This window comes from Methanoculleus frigidifontis, from assembly GCF_030464345.1.
Lineage (GTDB): Archaea > Halobacteriota > Methanomicrobia > Methanomicrobiales > Methanoculleaceae > Methanoculleus_A > Methanoculleus_A frigidifontis.
Genome location: NZ_VCYH01000011.1, coordinates 49,271 through 67,791 on the forward strand (window position 1 = coordinate 49,271; position 18,521 = coordinate 67,791).

General features: G+C 60.8%; 23 protein-coding genes. 15 read left to right on the top strand and 8 right to left on the bottom strand.

The annotated features are described in order from the left end of the window. Positions 1-389 precede the first annotated feature (389 nt). Complete coding sequence (locus FGU65_RS13960; protein WP_301665111.1) at positions 390-1,625, top strand: nucleotide-binding protein; 1,236 nt, start codon at positions 390-392, stop codon at positions 1,623-1,625. Further along, positions 1,622-2,191, top strand: a complete 570-nt coding sequence (locus FGU65_RS13965) for an RPA family protein (protein WP_301665112.1) — start codon at positions 1,622-1,624, stop codon at positions 2,189-2,191. Before FGU65_RS13960 ends, FGU65_RS13965 begins: the two co-directional genes overlap by 4 nt. Positions 2,192-2,286: 95 nt before the next feature. Here the strand turns inward: FGU65_RS13965 and FGU65_RS13970 are convergent, their stop codons facing one another. The 3 genes from FGU65_RS13970 to FGU65_RS13980 form a co-directional block, all read right to left on the bottom strand. Next, positions 2,287-2,937, bottom strand: coding sequence for a recombinase family protein (locus FGU65_RS13970; RefSeq protein ID WP_301665113.1), 651 nt, complete (start codon positions 2,935-2,937; stop codon positions 2,287-2,289). Positions 2,938-3,071: 134 nt separating this feature from the next. Next, on the bottom strand, positions 3,072-3,737 hold the full coding sequence (ribB, locus tag FGU65_RS13975; protein ID WP_301665114.1) for a 3,4-dihydroxy-2-butanone-4-phosphate synthase: 666 nt from the start codon (positions 3,735-3,737) through the stop codon (positions 3,072-3,074). Next, positions 3,730-4,398, bottom strand: coding sequence for a DUF120 domain-containing protein (locus FGU65_RS13980; RefSeq protein WP_301665115.1), 669 nt, complete (start codon positions 4,396-4,398; stop codon positions 3,730-3,732). Before FGU65_RS13980 ends, ribB begins: the two co-directional genes overlap by 8 nt. 131 nt (positions 4,399-4,529) lie before the next feature. Between FGU65_RS13980 and FGU65_RS13985 the strand changes: the two genes are divergently transcribed. The 4 genes from FGU65_RS13985 to FGU65_RS14000 are packed head-to-tail and all read left to right on the top strand — an operon-like array spanning position 4,530 to position 7,840. After that, positions 4,530-5,240 carry a helix-turn-helix domain-containing protein gene (locus tag FGU65_RS13985; protein WP_301665116.1) on the top strand — a complete coding sequence of 237 codons (711 nt, stop codon included), beginning with the start codon at positions 4,530-4,532 and terminating at the stop codon, positions 5,238-5,240. After that, a complete protein-coding gene (locus FGU65_RS13990) occupies positions 5,234-6,286 on the top strand; it encodes a hydroxymethylglutaryl-CoA synthase (protein ID WP_301665117.1) in 1,053 nt (350 codons plus the stop codon). Before FGU65_RS13985 ends, FGU65_RS13990 begins: the two co-directional genes overlap by 7 nt. Then, positions 6,283-7,446, top strand: a complete 1,164-nt coding sequence (locus FGU65_RS13995; protein ID WP_301665118.1) for an acetyl-CoA acetyltransferase — start codon at positions 6,283-6,285, stop codon at positions 7,444-7,446. Before FGU65_RS13990 ends, FGU65_RS13995 begins: the two co-directional genes overlap by 4 nt. 1 nt (position 7,447) lies before the next feature. Then, positions 7,448-7,840: a Zn-ribbon domain-containing OB-fold protein gene (locus tag FGU65_RS14000; protein WP_301665119.1), complete on the top strand. Its 393-nt coding sequence runs from the start codon at positions 7,448-7,450 to the stop codon at positions 7,838-7,840. 7 nt (positions 7,841-7,847) lie between these two features. Here the strand turns inward: FGU65_RS14000 and FGU65_RS14005 are convergent, their stop codons facing one another. After that, positions 7,848-8,762, bottom strand: coding sequence for a class I SAM-dependent methyltransferase (locus FGU65_RS14005; RefSeq protein ID WP_301665147.1), 915 nt, complete (start codon positions 8,760-8,762; stop codon positions 7,848-7,850). Between the two features lie 43 nt (positions 8,763-8,805). Between FGU65_RS14005 and hmgA the strand changes: the two genes are divergently transcribed. Beyond that, complete coding sequence (gene hmgA, locus FGU65_RS14010) at positions 8,806-10,014, top strand: hydroxymethylglutaryl-CoA reductase (NADPH) (protein ID WP_301665120.1); 1,209 nt, start codon at positions 8,806-8,808, stop codon at positions 10,012-10,014. Positions 10,015-10,025: 11 nt separating this feature from the next. Here hmgA and rimI read toward each other — a convergent pair whose 3' ends face one another. Then, on the bottom strand, positions 10,026-10,490 hold the full coding sequence (gene rimI, locus FGU65_RS14015; RefSeq protein ID WP_301665121.1) for a ribosomal protein S18-alanine N-acetyltransferase: 465 nt from the start codon (positions 10,488-10,490) through the stop codon (positions 10,026-10,028). 101 nt (positions 10,491-10,591) lie between these two features. Between rimI and FGU65_RS14020 the strand changes: the two genes are divergently transcribed. Next, complete coding sequence (locus tag FGU65_RS14020; RefSeq protein WP_301665122.1) at positions 10,592-11,851, top strand: DUF1015 domain-containing protein; 1,260 nt, start codon at positions 10,592-10,594, stop codon at positions 11,849-11,851. Between the two features lie 66 nt (positions 11,852-11,917). On the opposite strand, the gene FGU65_RS14025 is transcribed toward FGU65_RS14020, so the two are convergent. Further along, complete coding sequence (locus tag FGU65_RS14025) at positions 11,918-12,568, bottom strand: FmdE family protein (RefSeq protein WP_301665123.1); 651 nt, start codon at positions 12,566-12,568, stop codon at positions 11,918-11,920. A 374-nt stretch (positions 12,569-12,942) separates the two neighbouring features. Between FGU65_RS14025 and FGU65_RS14030 the strand changes: the two genes are divergently transcribed. From FGU65_RS14030 to FGU65_RS14055, 6 genes are read left to right on the top strand one after another with little or no spacing between them, the layout of a single operon-like run. Continuing rightward, complete coding sequence (locus tag FGU65_RS14030; RefSeq protein WP_301665124.1) at positions 12,943-13,434, top strand: hypothetical protein; 492 nt, start codon at positions 12,943-12,945, stop codon at positions 13,432-13,434. Beyond that, positions 13,431-14,444, top strand: coding sequence for a DUF7287 family protein (locus FGU65_RS14035; RefSeq protein WP_301665125.1), 1,014 nt, complete (start codon positions 13,431-13,433; stop codon positions 14,442-14,444). Before FGU65_RS14030 ends, FGU65_RS14035 begins: the two co-directional genes overlap by 4 nt. Then, positions 14,438-14,935, top strand: a complete 498-nt coding sequence (locus tag FGU65_RS14040) for a DUF7288 family protein (RefSeq protein WP_301665126.1) — start codon at positions 14,438-14,440, stop codon at positions 14,933-14,935. Before FGU65_RS14035 ends, FGU65_RS14040 begins: the two co-directional genes overlap by 7 nt. Beyond that, the gene (locus FGU65_RS14045) at positions 14,923-15,309 is read left to right on the top strand and encodes a hypothetical protein (RefSeq protein WP_301665127.1); all 387 of its coding nucleotides are present in this window, start codon (positions 14,923-14,925) and stop codon (positions 15,307-15,309) included. Before FGU65_RS14040 ends, FGU65_RS14045 begins: the two co-directional genes overlap by 13 nt. Beyond that, positions 15,284-15,733, top strand: a complete 450-nt coding sequence (locus FGU65_RS14050; protein WP_301665128.1) for a hypothetical protein — start codon at positions 15,284-15,286, stop codon at positions 15,731-15,733. Before FGU65_RS14045 ends, FGU65_RS14050 begins: the two co-directional genes overlap by 26 nt. Positions 15,734-15,738: 5 nt before the next feature. Further along, on the top strand, positions 15,739-16,506 hold the full coding sequence (locus FGU65_RS14055; protein ID WP_301665129.1) for a DUF7289 family protein: 768 nt from the start codon (positions 15,739-15,741) through the stop codon (positions 16,504-16,506). Between the two features lie 75 nt (positions 16,507-16,581). On the opposite strand, the gene eif1A is transcribed toward FGU65_RS14055, so the two are convergent. Next, positions 16,582-16,905, bottom strand: coding sequence for a translation initiation factor eIF-1A (eif1A, locus tag FGU65_RS14060; protein ID WP_301665148.1), 324 nt, complete (start codon positions 16,903-16,905; stop codon positions 16,582-16,584). Between the two features lie 235 nt (positions 16,906-17,140). Between eif1A and FGU65_RS14065 the strand changes: the two genes are divergently transcribed. After that, positions 17,141-17,857 (top strand): endonuclease III domain-containing protein, encoded by a 717-nt coding sequence (locus FGU65_RS14065; protein WP_301665149.1) that lies wholly within the window; start codon positions 17,141-17,143, stop codon positions 17,855-17,857. Positions 17,858-17,875: 18 nt separating this feature from the next. On the opposite strand, the gene FGU65_RS14070 is transcribed toward FGU65_RS14065, so the two are convergent. Beyond that, positions 17,876-18,445 (bottom strand): transglutaminase domain-containing protein, encoded by a 570-nt coding sequence (locus tag FGU65_RS14070; RefSeq protein WP_301665130.1) that lies wholly within the window; start codon positions 18,443-18,445, stop codon positions 17,876-17,878. Positions 18,446-18,521 lie beyond the last annotated feature (76 nt).

The window sequence follows — 18,521 nt, forward strand, 5'->3', positions numbered from 1 at the left end:
TCGAGATCGCATCCGGGTGTTCCCGATTGGTTGTAACCCGGGGCACGGCAGATCCCTCCCCGTCAGCCCCACCTCCATGGCGATAGCCACCACGGTCTGCGGCATGAGGGCATGCGTGACAAAAAGGCCGAACTTTGGGTACAGGCCAGGCCGGCACCAATCCCGTCAGGGAAGAATGACAGCCGGAATAGGGCTTCACCAGAGCCCGATAATGGAAATCTTCTCCCTATGTTCTTTTTTGTCATGTACGCCGGTTGGTGCGCAATGTAATTCGGTCGGGTTCTCTGAGATCAAGTATCAGGTATATGCTGGAGCACTACCGTTCATTTTCGCACCGCGCAACGATGGTTAATACATAATCAGTGCGAAGAGATCACCGGAGATGTAGTATGACATTGTCAGAAGTAACAGAGAGAATCTCCCAGAAGATAGAAGCAAACGGTGTCTCTGCCGACCGGCAGAAGATTGAGTCCAAACTCCGGCGCCTCGTGGAGGAGTTCGGCGTCAACGTCGCCGAGGCGGAGCGGACGGTCATGAGCGACCTTGCCCGTGAGCATAATATACCGCTGACGGGCAGCGGTGGCGGTTCTTCGTCCGAAGAGCGCCGGATCCGTGATCTTGCCCCCGAGGAGTGGGTAACGATCGAGGGCAAGATCGTTGCACTGAGCCCGTCACCCTCTCCATCCATCGCCCAGACCGGCATCATCGCCGACTCGTCGGGCGCCATCCGGTTCGTCGCCTGGAGCCGCGGCAACCCGCCTGTGATGGAGTACGGGCAGTGGTACCGGATCGAGTCCGCCGTCGTGGACGAGTACCGGGGTGCGCCGAACCTGAAGATCCACTCCGGCACGACCATCTCGACGGTGGAGAGCGACACGCCGCTGATCCCGTCGATCACCCCGGTTGCCGAGCTCAAAACGGGTGTCGGCAGCGTCCGTGCAAAGGTTGTGCAGAACTGGGACGTCACGCACGACCGGATGCTGCAGGTCGGCATTCTCGGTGACGAGACCGGGACGATCAAGTTCGTCATCTGGAAGGAAGACGGCAAAGAGAAACTCGAACTCGATACCGTCTATAACATCTACTATGCCGTCGTCGACGAGTACAACGGCAGGCTCTCCCTCACCCTGAACACCGCGATGTACATCGCGGACGAGGGCGACATCGAGGTCGGCAGGAACGAGACCGAAGCGTCCGGCGCAATCGTCCACGTCGCACCCGGCTCGGGACTGATCAAGCGCTGCCCGGTTGAAGGGTGCAGCCGCACGCTCTCGCGGCAGAACTACTGTCCCGTGCACGAGATCCAGCCGGACTTCCGCTACGACCTCCGTCTGAAGGCCGTCGTCGACGACGGTCTGCGTGCCCGGAACGTCCTGATGCAGCGTGACCTGGTTGAAGCCCTTACCGGCCTTTCGCTCGACGATGCGGTCGAGATCGCGGAGAGCAGCCCTCTCGGTATGGACGACGTCTTCGACCGCGTGAAGAATGCCGTCCTCGGCCGTTACTATACCTGTAGCGGCGGCGAGATCGATGGCCGGCTCCTGGTGAACCGGTGCAGCCCGGTGACGTTCGACTCTGCAGAGCTTGCTGCGCTGCTGAACCGTGCGGGAGGTGAGGCAGCATGAACCGCCGGCAGATATCCTACGAACGTGAGCCTGCACGCAGGGTCTTTGCATCGGAGTTTCGTGAAACCCGCGTCCAGTTCAAGGCGAGCGACGACGAGAAGAGCCCGAACTACGCCCTGCTGCCGAGCGGCGTCCGGGCAAACCGCATCCTCGTCGTCGGAACGCTCACCGAGAAGCAGCGCCAGGGTGACCAGAACATCTTCTACCGCGGCCGGATCATCGACCCGACGGGCACGTTCTTCATCATGGCAGGGTCGTATCAGCCCGAGGCGATGCAGCAGATCGCCAAGATCGAGGTGCCGGCGTTCGTCGCCGTGATCGGGAAACCGAATATCTACCAGACGCCCGAAGGTGCCTACCTCGTCTCTATCAATGCCGAGTCGATATCAACCGTCGACCGGGAGACCCGCGACATCTGGGTGCTCGACACCGCCCGCGAGACGCTCGACCGCCTCGACGCGATCGGGACGACCGACGATTCACGGAAAGCACAGGAAGAGTACGGCATAAAGCCTGAGATCTACCGGAAGATGGTCTACGACGCCCTTACGCAGGTGCAGCTCTAAAAGACCTGTCTTCTCTTTTTTGTGTGGTATATCGCACGACCGCGCCTTTTCCGGCAGCCGTGAAAAAGTATATGGGGATACCCTGCAGTCGCCGCTCACTCGTTTTCCGAGGGGGTTTCGGTTCTGGTTCCTTTCCACTCACCCTTGAGTTCCGGATACTCCGAGAGAATTTTGCTGACGGTGCTCCTGCTGACGTCGAACATCCTGCAGATCTGGCTGATGCTCGTGCCGGTCCGTCTGACGGTGAGCAGTGCCTCAATCTGCCCCTCATTCAGCGCCTTCGGCCTTCCTATGGTTTTCCTTCCCTTCTTGACAGTCTTTTTTGCTCCCGACGGGGTAGGTTTCCCTGCTGCATCCCGGTACTGGCTCATGAAGTCGAGGAAGTTGGCGATGAGTTCCTGCCGCTGCTCCGGATCGTCCACCGCGCCGAAGATGTCCTTTGTCGCACAGTGGACGACGTAGTCGTCGTCAATCAGGCTTTTGAGCGCTGCAAGGCTGTGTTCGGGATTTTTTGCAAGTTCGCAGAGATTGTGCAGGATGATATGCTGCATGCCGTATGCATCGCAGTATTCCATCATCTCCCGGAACGACTCGCGCTTCTCCGGGGGCACTCCGCTCATCCGGTGGTCGTGGTAGATGTTGATGATGTTAAATCGGTATTTACAGTAGTTCTCGACTTCGCTCTTCTGAACCTCAAAATCCCCCTTTCTTTTTGTATTCAGATACACGACTGCATCTTTTTTCATTCATCAATTGATACTATAGGCTACTATATATGGTTTTTGAAGTTGTATGCCGGATCTCTCTCCGGGAGGCTCTTCCCGGGATATCGGGCACTAGCCGGGACGATCCGGGAGATAAAAGGTATGGGTGTCGGGAATTAGCGTGAACTCCATTTTTCCACAACGTCTTTGCCTTCGATGAAGACGAGCCCGTGTTTTCTGGCATACGCCCGGGCATCCTCTTTCGAGAGTGCAAGGCCGGTCTCGTCGTCGAGCATCTCGCAGACGGTGACCGCCGGTGTGATCCCGGCAAGGTCCGCGAGAGCGACGGAGAGTTCGGTCTGCCCGCACCGCTCGTCGAGCAGCCGCTTTGCAGCCCGCAGGAGCGGCATATGGCCGGGTGTCCGGAAGTGAGCCCCGAAATTATGCCCGCCGCCGTTGAGCGAGCGTTGCACCTGCTCGGCAACGGCAGTGATCGTGAGTGACCGGTCACGGTCGGTGATGCCGGTGAACGTCTCCCGGTGGTTGACCCAGAGGGAGAAGGACGAATGGTTCTTCGGGTCGTAGGGGATGTCCCCGTCCTGCTCCACGAGGCTGCTTGTGCTCAGGATGTCGCGGGCGAACGGAAGGCCGAGCCGTTCCGCCGCTTCCGGATGCACCGCCGTGCATATCAGTCCGCCTGCATCTTTTCGCATCTGCCGCACGTGAGCGGGCGTGACCGCATCCGCCCTGATCGTCAGGTCCGTCTCACCTTCCCGGTCGTCAAAGTCGTAGAGCAGAATAAATTCGCCGTTTGCCAGTGCACGTAATGCTTCTTCAATCATGGGCTACCTCCACCTCGACGGTATCGTTATCGGTGAGATTCAGGGCTTTGCGAAGCTCGCACCCTGCGATAACTTCGATGATATCCTCGGGGTAATGGGTTCTGGTCGGAACAACGATCGCGCAGGGGTGCCCGCCTATCCGGCATGGGATGGCCCGGGCAGCTCCGAACGTCCTGTTGTCTGCAGTAAATCCTTCAATATCTATCCAGTCGTGTGTATCGAGTTCTTTTCGGATCTGGATGCTCAGCGGGTTGAGTTTGATATTCAGCGTGCCGGGGTAGGGTGTAAATCCGAGACTCCCGGCAAACTGGTCCCGGTAATGGGGGATGCTCATGTAGTAGCGCCCTTCTCCAAGGCCGCTGATCACGGTGCCGGTGAGAATTGAGCGTTCTTTCTTCTGACTGAATATCCTGCTGTATTCGGCATACTCCCGCTGGAGTTCGGCCTCCCCCTGCGGCGTAACCGCGACGTACTGGCCGTCGGCCCGCATCGAGCGGACGATAAGGTTCTGACGTTCCAGGGAGATCAGGCGGCGCGAAGCTGTCTGCGGACTGATGTCCAGTGATTTGCCGAATGTCTGGGAGGAAAGCCATACGGATCCCGCGCACCCGCCAAGGAGAGCAATTGCTTTGAGGCACTGCAGATCTTCTGCCACGACCATATATCAGAATTGAGAAGCATACTATATATGGGTTGTTATCTGTCAGCATCCTGCAATCTCAACCGTGGCGTTCGTGAAATGTCGATGTGGAATACGCTAATTTTTTAAGTATCGGTGCCGACATAGGAGGCATGAAATCCGGACTGCGTCATCAGCTTGCCGAGAAAATGGCGGGTGAGATTACGCTTTCGGACTCTCCCGGAAAGGCTTTGAAGAAATGGCGGATGAGTTTCGGTATTCCCCAGGGGGTACTGGCAGAACGCCTCGAGGTCTCCCCTTCCGTCATCAGCGACTACGAAAGCGGGCGGCGGAAAAGTCCGGGGACTGCCATTGTCGGAAAGATCGTCGATACCATCCTTGCTATCGACGAGGACAACGGCGGAAAATACATCAACAAATTCTCAAAAATTCTGTACAGCGAATTTGACGAAGACGTCATCTACGACATCCACGAGTATGCATCGCCGGTCGCTCTCGAAGACTTCGCCCGGGTGACACGCTGCACCCTGCTCTGCGGTTCGCCTGACCAGGTGATCTACGGGTATACGGTCATCAACAGCCTGAACGCGATCATGCAGCTCTCAGCCAGTGAGTTCAACCGTATCTACGGCTGGAGCACGGAGCGAGCCCTGATCTTCACCGACGTCTCCAACGGAAAATCCCCGATGGTGGCGATCCGGGTGACACCGTTCAAACCCCGCTGTGTCGTCCTGCAGGGGATCGAACCCGAACAGATGCATCCGCTGATCCCGAGGCTGGCGGAGCGGGACCGGATAACGGTGCTGTGCACGCAGCTGGATGTCGAGACGATCATCAGTTCCTTACGAGGAGAGTTATGGTAGGCATTTATTCCTATGGTGTCTATATCCCGCGGTTTCGGATAAAGATCCCCGAGATCGCCCGGGTATGGGGCGCCAACGCGGATGATTTAACGAAAGGGCTCGGTGTCTTTGAAAAGTCCGTCCCCGATCTGGATGAGGACACCGCCACGATCGCCGTTGAAGCCGCGCGGTCGGCGATGCGGCGGCGCAGCGTCGATCCCGAGAAGATCGGTGCGATCTATGTGGGGAGCGAGTCGCACCCCTACGCAGTCAAGCCTACCGCATGTACCGTCGGCGAGGCGATCGGTGCGACGCCGCACATGACCGCCGCCGACTATGAGTTTGCGTGCAAGGCCGGGACGGCGGGCATTCAGACCTGCATGGGTCTTGCGAAGAGCGGCATGGTCCCGTACGGCATCGCCGTCGGTGCCGACGTGGCGCAGGGCGCCCCCGGCGATGCGCTCGAGTATACCGCGGCGGCGGGAGGGGCTGCGTTCGTGATCGGAAATGACGACCCGATAGCGGTCATCAACCACACCTGCTCGTTCACCACCGATACGCCCGACTTCTGGCGGCGCGAAGGCCAGAACTTCCCCCGGCACGGCGGCCGGTTCACCGGCGACCCCGGGTACTTCAAGCACGTTCAGGGCGCGGCACGGATGATGCTCGAACAGATGGGCAAAACGCCCTCCGACTACGATTATGCGGTCTTCCACCAGCCGAACGCCAAGTTCCCCCAGCGGGTCGCAAAGATGCTCGGCTTTTCGGCAGACCAGATCCGCCCCGGACTCGTCGTTCCCCGGCTCGGCAACACCTACAGCGGGTCGTCCATGGTCGGCCTCGCCGCGACGCTTGACGTCGCAGAGCCGGGGAGCCGGATCTTCGTCACGTCGTTCGGGTCGGGCGCCGGGAGCGACGCCTTCGACATCGAGGTGACCGATGCCATCGCATCGGGCGCATTCGACCGCTCTGCGGCCCCCACCGTGGAGCAGCTGCTGGCGAACCCCATCTACGTGGACTATGCACTGTACGCCAAACACAAAGGAAAGATCGTGATGCAGCGATGAGAGACGTAGCAGTAATCGGAATCGGGTGTACGCAGTTCGGCGAGCACTGGAGCACCTCGTTCCGGAACCTCTTTGTCGAGGCCGGTGCTCTGGCGCTCGAGGATGCCGGGGTTACCGGGGAGCAGATCGATGCGCTCTATGTGGGCAACATGAGCGCCGGCCGTTTCGTTGAACAGGAGCATATCGGGGCGCTCATCGCCGACTACGCCGGCCTTGCCAGCAACCACATCCCCTCGACCCGCGTGGAGGCGGCCTGCGCATCCGGCGGACTCGCGTTCCGGCAGGCGGTGATCTCGGTTGCAAGCGGCATGGAGGATATCGTGGTGGCGGCAGGCGTCGAGAAGATGACCGACGTCGGCACGGGAGCGAGCGTGGACACCCTGGCCGGCGCCGCCGACCGCGAGTGGGAAGGGTTTGCCGGCGCGACGTTCCCGGGCCTCTACGCGATGATCGCCAACGACTACATGCACCGCTACTCCCTCACCCGGGAGCAGCTGGCGCAGGTGGCGGTGAAGAACCACGCCAACGGCGCCAAGAACCCTATCGCGCAGTTCCGGCAGCAGATCACGGTCGACACCGTGCTGAAGTCGTCGCTGGTCGCCGATCCGCTCCGCCTCTTCGACTGTTCGCCGATCACCGACGGTGCGGCGGCAGTCGTCGTGGTGCCGCTCGAGCGCGCCCGCGAGTTTACGGACACTCCCGTGCGGGTGCTGGCGAGCGCCCAGGCGAGCGATACCATCGCGCTCCACGACCGGCGTGAGATCTCCACCCTGGACGCGACCGTCGCCGCCGGCCGGCGTGCGTTCCAGCAGGCGGGCATCGAGCACCGGGACATCGACATGCTCGAGGTGCACGACTGCTTCACCATCGCTGAGATCTGCGCCATCGAGGACCTCGGGTTCTGTGCCAAGGGCGAAGCCGGAAAACTCACGGAGGAGGGTGTCACCGCTCTTCACGGCGACATTCCGGTCAACACCAGCGGCGGCCTGAAGGCCTGCGGCCACCCGGTCGGTGCGACCGGTATCAAGCAGATCTACGAGATCGTGAAGCAGATCCGCGGCGAGGCGACGGGACGGCAGGTCGATGCGGAGATCGGCATGGCCCACAACGTCGGCGGCACCGGTGCGACGGTCGCCGTACACATCCTTGGAGGGTGCTAATATGTCGGTATCACGATTCTGGAGAAAGATTCCGCAGCGCTACAACCTCATCGGGACGCAGTGCACCACCTGCGGGCGGTACTTCTTCCCGCCCCGGTCGTTCTGCCCCGAATGCCGGCGCGACGGCGAGATCGTCGACTACCAGTTCAAGGGTGACGGCGAGATCGTCACCTACACGGTCATCCGTTCGGCGAGCGACCAGTTCGAGAACACGACCCCGTACGTCCTTGCCATCGTCAGGCTCGACGAAGGGGCGGACCTCACCGCCCAGGTCGTCTGCACGCCGGAGGAGGCGCGGATCGGGATGCGCGTCCGGAGCGTCTTCCGCAGGATCGCGGCCGACGGCGAGAGTGGCGTCATCCACTACGGCACGAAGTTCGTGCCGGCAGAATAACTGTCTCCTATTTTTCCACGCGGATATCGTAGACCGCGTGCCACCTGCCCGGTGAATACGTCCTGACTTCCCGCTCCGTCACCTCGCCGGCCGGCAGGCCGTCGAGCAGCGGCAGATATTCGCCTTCCCGCTCCTGCAGCGCGTAGAGGTGGATCCATCCGCCGTCTCTGCAGAGAGAGAAAGCCGTGTCCAGGAACTCCCGTGCCGCGAGGGGGAGGTTCATGACGATCCGGTCGATAGAAGGCATCCCGATGCGGGAGAGGTGGGCCGCGTCCGCGAGGATCGGCACCACATTCCGGGTGCGGTTCAGGGCGATGTTGTGGATCATCAGGTGGACGGCCGCCGGGTTGATGTCGGCGGCAAAGACGACCTGCGCCCGCGGCGCCAGGGTGATCGCAAACGGACCCACCCCTGCAAACATATCGAGCACGCACTCTCCCTCGCTCATCAGGGAGAGGATCCGCTGCCGCTCGGTCGCGAGGCGTGCCGAGAAGTAGGCGAGGCCGAGATCGACGTCGAACCGGAGGCCGTACTCGGTGTACCGGGTCTTCGTGGTGGTGGTGCCTGCAAGGACGGTGAACCGGCGGGTGCGGTATTCGCCCTCGACGGCGCTCTCGGGAAAGAGAACGGTGTGCAGCGAAGGCCGGGAGGCAAGGAGCCGCTCCGCTCCGGCCGGGTCGTCCTCCTGCATGATCGCGATCCCACCCACGAGCTCGTGCCGCGGGAGCATGAGACGCTCCGGGAACTGTTCAAATGCACACCGGCGGGCTCCCTCGCAGGGCTCCGTGACCGGCAGGAGGACGCGCCCGCCCTCTGCCCGCGGCTTGAGGCGCCGGTCGAGCAGCCCTGATGCGGCCAGGCGCCGCCGCATCGCCTCGGCATCGGATTTCGGTACGGCGAGACACCATTGCGTCGTTGTGATGCGAACCACCAGCCCTCATTATGTATGAACCCTAATGGTATTCATGGATGATTATATCGAGCGGATCAGAAGCGGCTCGCTGAAACTCTACGCCCTTGAAAAAGAGCTCGACGCCCGGGAGGCCGTCCGGGTGCGGCGTGCGTTCATCGAGGAGGAGACGGGCGCGAACCTCGATACGATCGGCTCTTTCTCGATGGATATCGATCAGGCGGTCAGAAAGAACATCGAGAACATGATCGGCGCGGTGCAGGTGCCGGTCGGCGTGGCAGGGCCGCTTGCCGTGAAGGGTGAGTATGCCCGCCCCTCCTGCTACCTCCCCCTGGCGACCACCGAGGGTGCGCTGGTGGCGTCGGTGAACCGGGGGTGCGCTCTGATCACCCGGGCGGGCGGAGCCGACGTGCGGGTTCTGCGCGACGGTATGACCCGGGCACCGGTCTTCGCCGCCCGCGACATCGTTCACGCCCGGGAGATCGTCACCTGGGTGGAAGAGCACATGACCGAGATCCGCGAGGCCGCCGAGAGCACCACCTCCCACGGGAAACTCTTTGAGATCGTCCCCTACGTCGCCGGGACGAACGTCTTCCTGCGGATGGAGTTCGACACCAAGGACGCCATGGGGATGAACATGGTGACGATTGCAGGAGCGAAGGTCGGGGATCTCATCGAGCGGGAGACGGGCGCCCGGCTCGTCGCCCTCTCCGGGAACATGTGCACCGATAAAAAACCGGCTGCGATCAACCTGATCCGGGGGCGCGGCAGAACAGTCGTGGCCGGCGTGAAGCTCAGCGATGACCTCATCGCCGATCTTCTCAAGACCGATGCCGAGACGCTCGCGCTCGTCAACTACCGGAAAAATATGGTGGGGTCCGCGCTCGCCGGCTCCCTCGGGTTCAACGCCCACGCCGCCAACGTCATTGCGGCGATCTTCATCGCCTGCGGCCAGGATGCGGCGCATGTCGTCGAGGGGAGCACCTGTATGACGACGGTCGAGAAGGTGGACGGCGGGGCGTATGTTGCGGTAACACTCCCGTCGCTCCCGGTCGGCACGGTCGGCGGCGGCACCGGTCTTGCGACCCAGCGTGAGTGCCTCGATCTCCTGGGCGTCCACGGCGGCGGCACGCCGCCCGGCACCAACGCCCGGGCGCTCGCCGAGATTGTGGCTGCCGGTGTTCTGGCCGGCGAACTCTCTCTGCTCGGTGCGCTCGCGGCGCAGCACCTCGCCCGGGCTCACCAGCAGCTCGGGCGCGGCTAGACCCCGTCTTTTTAAAACCGGAACCACTTCATCATCACGACGGCGTCCTCGTCGTTTGCGTAGTAGCAGGCGACGACGAAGACCTCCTGGTAGCCCATGCGGTGGTAGAACCGCTGCGCCCCCGTGTTGCCGACCCGAACCTCCAGCTGCACGCCGGCAGCCCCGCCGAGCGCGAACTGCTGTTCGAGCCTCCGTACGAGCCGTGCGCCGACGCCCCTGCCCCGGCACTCGGGAGCGACGGCGAGGTTCATGATATGGCCGTAGACCTCTTCCCCCGTATCCTCAAGCCCGCCGGCGACGAACCCGACGATCCGGCCGTTATTCCGGGCGACGAAGAATTCTCCGGGATAGGTTGCCAGCGCTTCGACCAGTGTCTCCTCATTCCAGGGGTCAGGAAACGCCTTTCTCTCGATATCAGCTATCTCGGGAATGTCTGCTGGTTCGGCTTTGTGAATGGTGCTTTCCGGTGTTGCCATACGTATTGCAGATCCCCCCCTCGCGGATTGTGCCGGTCTATACCCGATCTAATATAGTGTCAGGGCACAAAATACTAGGCACAGAACGAGTGGCGGTTTTCATGGTTCACATCTATCGATTTGCGGCAGTTCGCCCTGAACAGAAGTACTCCGATCGTATCCCGTCGGTCCCCTACGACGTGGTGACGGTCGACGAGGCGCGGGCGTGCATCGAACAGAATCCTCTCAGCTTTCTGCGTATCAGCAGGCCGGATGCCGAGCTGCCTGGCATCCCGGCGGACGACGACCGGGTCTATGAGCGGGCGGCCGATATCTTCGACCGGATGATGGCGGACGGCCTCTTCGTGCGCGACCCTGAGCCGGGCATGTACGTCTACCGGGCCGTGCAGGAGGGCGAGGAGTTTCTTGGCCTGGTCTGCTGTGTCTCGACCGATGACTATGAGAACCGGCGCATCCGGCGTCACGAGCTGACGCGGTATGACAAAGAAGAAGACCGGACCCGGCATATCGATGCGGTCAATGCCAATACGGGACTTGTATTTCTGCTGTACCGCGACACCGGCGAGATCTACCCGGCGATCGCATCGTTGGCGGCATCCGCCGAGCCGGACGGCAGCTCGATGACCGACCAGGGGGTGCTTCACCAGGTATTCCGGATCAGCGACGAAGCCTCTCTCGCACGCATCGAAGACCTCTTCTCCGGCGTTTCGGAGCTCTACATCGCCGACGGCCATCACCGGGCAAAGTCGGCCGTCAACGTTGCCGGGCGGAGGGCTGCGGAAGGACGGTTCACGGACGAGACCGGGCGGTTTATGGTCGTGCTCTTTGCACATAACCGCGTCGATATCCACGGATACAGCCGTCTCGTCACCGACCTCGCCGGGCGGGCGCCGGCGGAGTTCCTCAAAGAACTTGCCGAAGAGTGGACTGTTGCCCCATACGGTGCAGTCGATGCGTCCGCATACCAGATCCCCCCGAAGGCGGCCGGCGTGGTGCAGATGCACGTCGTCCACATGTACCTGGACGGGACCTGGTACGAGCTCACCCGGCCGGTCGAGCATCCAGAAGACCTGATCGGCTCACTCGACGTGAGCGTTCTGCAGAAAGATGTTATGGAAAGGATTCTCGGGATCACCGATCCGCGGGGCGACTCCCGCCTCCACTACATGGGAGGGGCAAAGCCGCTCTCTGGCCTGGAGCGGCTGGTGGACGGCGGTGAGTTTGTTCTTGCCTTCGCCATGCAGCCGGTGAAGATCGAGACCGTCCTCTCCATCGCCGACCGGGACGGCGTCATGCCGCCGAAGTCCACCTGGTTTGAGCCAAAGCTCGTAAGCGGGCTCGTCATCCACACGCTTGAGTGATACGTCACTCTCACGAACTTTTTTTGCAGAGACCCGGGGCACCGGGACGAAAAAAGAGATCTGTCTCTACCAGCCGCGGGAGTAGTGCCCGGAGCAGGTGAAACAGACGTGCTCACCGTTCTCCAGCCGGATCCGGGATTCAGCCGTCATCTCTCCGCACCGCGCGCAGGGGACCGAGCGGAATATCCGGGCTCGCTCCGGGATATCGGCCTCGACCTGCCGGATTGTGAAGAGCTGCTCCTCGGACATCGCCATGATTGTATCCGAGATTGCCTGCATTCGTTTCCAGAACTCGGCTCTTTCCTCGTCGGTTGCTTCTCCCCCCATCACCCGGGGGCGGAGCCGGGCGAGAGCGGGATCGAGTTCGTCGGCGGAGAAGGATGGGTTCGTGACGATTCTGATCGCCTCGCCGGTCCTCCTGTTGATGAAGGTGTATGCGTGTTTCCCGAGGTCGCGGAAGATCAGGTTGCCCTTGCCTGCCGTGCACCCGGTGACGACCTGGATCGCGTCGACGCCGCATGCGTCGGTCTCGACGATGGTCACCAGCTCCTCATCGACGGAACGGTCCGAGCAGAGCCGTTGCATGGCAATCCCGGCAGCACGATAGCCGAGTGTCAGGCCGGGGCAGACATGGCCGTGGAACCGCACGGCTTCGGCAAATGGTTTGATCGCAGGGGCTGGTGTGTCGTCATGCCGATCGGGTGATGGAGAACACATTCTGATAAACCTCTCTGGATATGGTCTTACTGTACTTGTATTATACGTTTACGAAATTTTACGTCATGTTCTGAAGGTATGACTCTGCACCCTCGTGCCGGACAGGAGAGCGTCTCTGCCGAAGGGTGTTGAATATTTCCTCGATTCCCGGATGTATTCCCGATCGTTCGCCTCTCCTCTCAAACTCGGTGAATATCGTTTCTTTTCCAAATTTAACCGAATCTGGCCGTAATCCAATGCTATAGTTATTTATACCTCCTCAGTCAATCAACTGAACTGAGATGAGTGCCCCGAGAGCCGTTCTATTGTGTATGCTAATTCTCGCTATTGCGTGCTGCATCTGCGGATGTACCGACTCTCAGACAACGGACGGTATGCCCGCGGGTGCCGAGGGGGGTATCACCGAGATCGCGTACGGCTACACGGAACCGAAGGTGGCGCTCGACGATGCACGTGCCATGCTCGAGGTGTGGCTGGACGAGCAGCAGATCAACGCTTCCGATATCCGCATATACCGGGTTGAGGGCATCAGCGTCGATCCGGGCGGCATGGCCAGGAGCTGGGTCTTCGGCACCTGCAGGGCGGGCGAACCTCTCTGGCTCATGTACGACCGGCAGGACGTAGCGGTTCTCTCACTGAACAGTTCGCTTCCTGCAGATGAGATCGTCTTCGAATCTATCGTACCGCCCGAGGACCTGTATGACCGGAACCGCGCAGAGATCCGGGATGTCCTGGAACGCCACGGCACCGACGTCACCGATCTTGCGCTGGCCGGCGGGAGGTACGTCCTGACGGTCCGCTCCGGTGCCGGCATCGAGACGGTGCGGTTCCGGGCGGAGACCGGGGAGGTGGTATCATCGCAGTGACCGGTGACGAAGGCCTGATGTCGCTCGATTTTCTGGCCGGGTTTACGATCTTTATGATCTCCCTGATCATTGTGGTCAGCCTCATCCCCGGGCTGCTGGCCGGTGTTGCGAGCAGCAGCATCGATTACGATGCCGTGGCCTACCGGACGGCCGTCATCCTGGTCGAAGACCCGGGCTGGCCGGATTCGCCGAATGCCTGGGAGCATTACGGCACTGCGCACAAAGACCTGGTCGAGCGGCTCGGTCTTGCCGTCTCGAAAGACGCTCCCAATATTCTTCTTCCCGCCAAGATCGATCGTCTCTTCGATACGACGTTCTTCACCTACCCGGACGACTACCGCTCCCGCGTATTCTTCACCGACTATCCCTACTCGTTCAATATCTCGCTGGTGCAGCCCGGGGAGGATACCCGGTACCTCGGCGAGCCCCTGCCGCAGGGGCAGTACGGCTATATCCGCAGGGTCGTTAAGATAAAAGAGCCGGCCGTCGCCGAGATCAATGCCGGCTCGTACATCGCCGGTGTGGATCAGACGTTTACCGTGACCCTGAACTACACCGAGCTGCTCGATGCGGCGGTCGACCCCGCGTACCGGATCGACCCGCGGACGGAACCGATATCGATCAACATTACGAACTTCGCGGGGTGTCTGGTCAACCCGTATGTGTTCGCTACGCTCGACAACATCACCTTCTCGGTCAACGGGGTGACGCTGCCGGCGACCACGGACGAGTACACGATGATAAAGGACGAGAGTTATCAGTTCTTCATCGACGGCACCCCGGCGGACCTGACGCCCGGCGCACCGGTCGGCAGCGCGCTCAACCTGACGCTGAAGCCGGCATGGCTGAAGAACTTCCCGGTCAATAAGGGAGATCGAAATCTCCTCACCATCACGTATCGGTTTGCAGACGACCCGGCGCAGACACAGATCCAGGGTGATTACTCCTTCGACTACACGACCGCCGCCCCGCAGCTCGATGTGGCCGCTCTGGAGGTGGCGGTATGGTGAACGATTCCGGGCAGCTCTACTCGATGGAGGGGGTTGCGGCAGGCCTCATCATGATCGTCACCGCCTACTTCGTCCTGAATACGACCAGCATCTACACGCCGGGGGATGCGCACATCATCGATATGCAGCTCGAGCAGCTCGCAAACGACGCCCTCGCCATGATGGATACGCCGGCGGCGGACGGGGACGACAGCGCCTTGAAGACATTTGTTGCAAGCAATGACAGCAGCGGCTTTCGCGATGAGTTCCTCGACTACTGCGGGCTTCGGGCGGGGGGGACGGATACGGGTCTCTGCATGAACGCGACCGTTGCGTATCGAAGCGGTGAGACGGTGGGAAGCTACGTCCTCAATGTGTCGGGCGTCGAAACCGGAATGGAACCCTCGGTGCGCGTCAGCCGCCTGGTGCAGCTGGACGGGACGACGGGAGCAGCGGGAATGGACAACCGCAAGCAGGTCGCCCTCGTGGAGGTGAGGATATGGAGAGGCTGAACGAAGACGGGCAGTGGATCGTCCTGATGGGACTCCTCGTCGCCGTCGGGATCTTCTTCCTGGCGCTGATCATCAACCAGTCCGCACTCGTCGGGCAGACGACGTCTGAGGCGGTTCTCGAGTTTCCGAAGAGCGATATCCGGGACATCTCCGGTGAGATGCAGGACCTGGCGGATGCGTGGGAAGGCCTCACTGAGGCTCAGAAAGCCAACCTGAAAAACGATATCACGACGCTCTCTCTCTACCGGAAGAATGCAATCGTCGATTTCGACGTAACCTCGGGTACTTCCTCAGACGGAGACTTCCACCTGGTCGGGCTGCACTACAACAACGGGGTGACGGTATACAATGATACAACGCCGTATTACTACTGATCCGGGTGATGACGCCGTCAGCAACCTGATGGAGTATTTGATCCTCTCGGGCATGCTGCTCCTGCTGCTGGTGATGGTGATGTTCACGGTCAACGCCGTCTTCATGGAAGGGCCCGCCGATACGCTGCAGTACCATGCGTTCATCGATATCGGCAACGGGATCAGCACCCGGATTGTGGACATGTACGTCATCGCGCCTACGAACGGTGGCATATCCACCCAATTCGACATACCCGACGATGTGGCCGGGCGGGAGTACCTGGTCGAGGCAGATCTTGAGCGTGCCAAGCAGCGGATCCTGGTGAGTAGCGGGGATATCCGGAGCAGCATCTCCATTGCCGGCATCGGGGCGACCCGCGGCGTGACCGGAAATACCACCGGGGCGGGCTGGAACGTCATAGAATACAGCAGTGAAGGGTTTTGAGTGAGATGACTCTGAAGGGAATGAACGAGCGAGGGGTCTCCGAGGCGATCGGGTTTGTCCTGATCCTCGGGCTGATGATAACCAGTATTGCGATGGTGACCCTGTACGGCTACCCGGTGCTCCTCAAGGAGCAGTCGAACACCGATGTCCGGAACATGGAGCGGGCGATGATCGTCATCCAGAACGATATCAAGAACCTCTGCTACAAGAGTGTCCCGTACGAGGAGACGGCCCTGCAGGTGAGCGGGGGATCACTGGAGGTGGTTGATGCGGGCGCGGCGCTGTCATCCTTCAATATCACCACGTCGGAGGGTTTCTCCACCGGGGATATCTCTCTCGGTAAGTTCCGTTACTTCTCGGATCGGGGCTCTGCGGTGATCGCGCTCGAGAACGGTGCGGTGCTGACCCGCCAGGACGGGCAGCAGGGCTCGGCCATCCTCGCCGAACCGCGGTGGTTCTTCGACGACAGTACCGACACCCTGGTCGTCTATACGATCAATATCAGTGCGAGCGAACCGCTCTCGACGATGGGGATGAGCACCGTCAGGATGAGCCTTACTTCTCCGACGACTGTCATGAACACGAGTTTCGGAGCCTCGATGGGTGTGAACGTGATCTATGCTCCCGATACCGACGACGATTATTCGACCGGCTGGAAGAATTACCTGAACGGAACCCTCGACATGGCCGAAACCGCTGCAAATACCTACACCCTCACGGGCGTCGAAAAACTCATCGTAAAATCGTACACCGTCACCGTGCACAGTGTCTAGAACACACCTTTTTCCTCCACCATGCGTGGGGCGCTCTGTGTTTCCTGCCCCGGGACGGTAAAAAAGAGGGTTTCTTTACAGGTACCTGTTCTTCCGGAGCCACTCGACCTGCGGCTTTGTATACCGGTACATGATATCGCACTTCTCGTCCTGAAAACTCCAGGGTACGACGATCAGGACGTCCCCTTCACGTATCCAGACTTTCTTCTTGATCTTTCCCTTGATCCTTCCGGTCCGGGTGACCCCGTCGAAACAGCGAACCTTGATATGGTTTGCCCCGAGCATCAGCTCGGCGCTTCCGAACATCTCCTGGTTGCGCTTGTTCGGAAGCCGTGCACGAATGATCTCTTCCTCGCCCCCTGCTCTTGCAGGGTTTTTCCGCTTATCGTTCTCAGCCAGTGCGTCCACTCCCTGATCTGATAGAGCCCGGGCTCCTGCCCGAACTTTTCTTTAAACGTATCAATTGTTCTTCAAGGAATATATATCCTATGCGGAGGCTCTCCATGGAGGTTTTTGGATTCCCTGCCTGCTGCAGCTCTGGATCTCATCGCCCGCATTCCGATCGGCGTCGGCGAGCCCCGGACGCCGCGATCTTTCTCTGCTCCCCCCGGCAGCGTCATGTTTTTTGGCTCCGGTGACGCACTTCTGGAGCACGATGCATATCATCGAGCGGATCTACCACGAGCTCTACCGCGCCTACGGGCCGCAGGGGTGGTGGCCGCTCCTCGGGTACGACGGCGTGCAGCCGACGAAGAGCGGCAGTGTTGCGGGCTATCACCCCCTGCGCTACGACCTGCCCGAGACGCGGGGGCAGGTGTTTGAAATCTGCGTCGGTGCGATTCTCACGCAGAATACCAACTGGCTGAACGTTGAACAGGCACTTTTGCGTCTCCACGCGGCAGGGGGGCTTGACGCGGAACGGCTCTGCGGGCTCGGTGATGCGGCGCTGAAAGAGGCCATCCGGCCTGCGGGATACTACAATCAGAAGGCGCGGAAGCTGCGTGAGTTTGCCGACTTCTTTCTCTCCCTCGAGAGCAGGGCGCCGGACCGCGAGGAGCTTCTCGAACTGTGGGGGGTCGGGCGCGAGACGGCGGATTCGATGCTCCTCTATGCCTTCCACCGGCCAGTCTTTGTGGTCGATGCCTACACCCGGCGGATCTTCGGCGGTCTCGGGCTCGTCGACGAAGGTGCGGACTACGACACGATCCGACTCTTCATCGAAGAGCACCTCGCCGCCGATCTCCCCGTCTACCAGGAATACCACGCGCTTCTCGTAGAGCATGCGAAGCGGTACTATCGGAAACGCGCGAATCGTCCGGTCTGTCCGCTGCGGCGGCTCATGCAGGGATGACCGGCCGACGTCTGCCTATCAGAGGTACCCCAGCGCTTCGAAGACGGGCTGGAGACAGACGCCGTTTCCGACCTTCACGCACAGAACGCCTTCCCTGCTCTCGTAAGCCCCGAGTGTCCGTCCGCCGTCGATCTCGACCCAGTCGTGAATGGCGACTGCGGTTTCGCCGAACTCGAGGTGCAGAGCCTGGCTCTTCAGCCGTTCTGTGTCCCAGACCATGATGCCGTGAACGGGACGCGCCCTGATCCCGTTCTTTTTGAGCACCTCGGTGCGGAGCAGCGCAAGATCGGTGCAGTCCCCGATCCGGTTCTGCAGCGTGGCGTTGATGCCTACCGGGAAAAGCCGCGGCCGGCCGTCGATGTACCGGGAGGTGTCGGCCTCGACCATGTGGATCATCTCGTCGAGCGGGAGCGACGCGTTTTCAAGCCGGGCGACGACGGCCGGATCGGTGGTGCTCGTGATCGCGGCTATCTCCGCGCCATCCGAATGCCCGTAGCCGATCTGCGGTAAGTCGCCGGAGCAGAGCAGTACTCCCTGCGGGGTGAGAAGGGAGAGGAGAACGATCACTGATAGAATGCTCCATATCACGATATCTACTCAGTAATTTTTAAATGATTTAATTATATTAAACCCTTTTTAATTTTAATTATGCCCTATATCAATT

Bases quoted from the DNA above. Each gene is read 5' to 3' on its own strand.
- FGU65_RS13980 (WP_301665115.1), bottom strand. From the start codon at position 4,398: ATGGTCGTGGCAGAAGATCTGCAGTGCCTCAAAGCAATTGCTCTCCTT.
- FGU65_RS13985 (WP_301665116.1), top strand. From the start codon at position 4,530: ATGAAATCCGGACTGCGTCATCAGCTTGCCGAGAAAATGGCGGGTGAG.
- FGU65_RS14040 (WP_301665126.1), top strand. From the start codon at position 14,438: ATGGTGAACGATTCCGGGCAGCTCTACTCGATGGAGGGGGTTGCGGCA.
- FGU65_RS13965 (WP_301665112.1), top strand. From the start codon at position 1,622: ATGAACCGCCGGCAGATATCCTACGAACGTGAGCCTGCACGCAGGGTC.
- rimI (WP_301665121.1), bottom strand. From the start codon at position 10,490: ATGGCAACACCGGAAAGCACCATTCACAAAGCCGAACCAGCAGACATT.
- FGU65_RS14045 (WP_301665127.1), top strand. From the start codon at position 14,923: ATGGAGAGGCTGAACGAAGACGGGCAGTGGATCGTCCTGATGGGACTC.
- hmgA (WP_301665120.1), top strand. From the start codon at position 8,806: ATGGATGATTATATCGAGCGGATCAGAAGCGGCTCGCTGAAACTCTAC.
- FGU65_RS13990 (WP_301665117.1), top strand. From the start codon at position 5,234: ATGGTAGGCATTTATTCCTATGGTGTCTATATCCCGCGGTTTCGGATA.
- FGU65_RS13960 (WP_301665111.1), top strand. From the start codon at position 390: ATGACATTGTCAGAAGTAACAGAGAGAATCTCCCAGAAGATAGAAGCA.
- ribB (WP_301665114.1), bottom strand. From the start codon at position 3,737: ATGATTGAAGAAGCATTACGTGCACTGGCAAACGGCGAATTTATTCTG.
- FGU65_RS13995 (WP_301665118.1), top strand. From the start codon at position 6,283: ATGAGAGACGTAGCAGTAATCGGAATCGGGTGTACGCAGTTCGGCGAG.
- FGU65_RS14050 (WP_301665128.1), top strand. From the start codon at position 15,284: ATGATACAACGCCGTATTACTACTGATCCGGGTGATGACGCCGTCAGC.
- FGU65_RS13970 (WP_301665113.1), bottom strand. From the start codon at position 2,937: ATGAAAAAAGATGCAGTCGTGTATCTGAATACAAAAAGAAAGGGGGAT.
- FGU65_RS14055 (WP_301665129.1), top strand. From the start codon at position 15,739: ATGACTCTGAAGGGAATGAACGAGCGAGGGGTCTCCGAGGCGATCGGG.
- FGU65_RS14000 (WP_301665119.1), top strand. From the start codon at position 7,448: ATGTCGGTATCACGATTCTGGAGAAAGATTCCGCAGCGCTACAACCTC.
- FGU65_RS14025 (WP_301665123.1), bottom strand. From the start codon at position 12,568: ATGTGTTCTCCATCACCCGATCGGCATGACGACACACCAGCCCCTGCG.
- FGU65_RS14020 (WP_301665122.1), top strand. From the start codon at position 10,592: ATGGTTCACATCTATCGATTTGCGGCAGTTCGCCCTGAACAGAAGTAC.
- FGU65_RS14030 (WP_301665124.1), top strand. From the start codon at position 12,943: ATGCCCGCGGGTGCCGAGGGGGGTATCACCGAGATCGCGTACGGCTAC.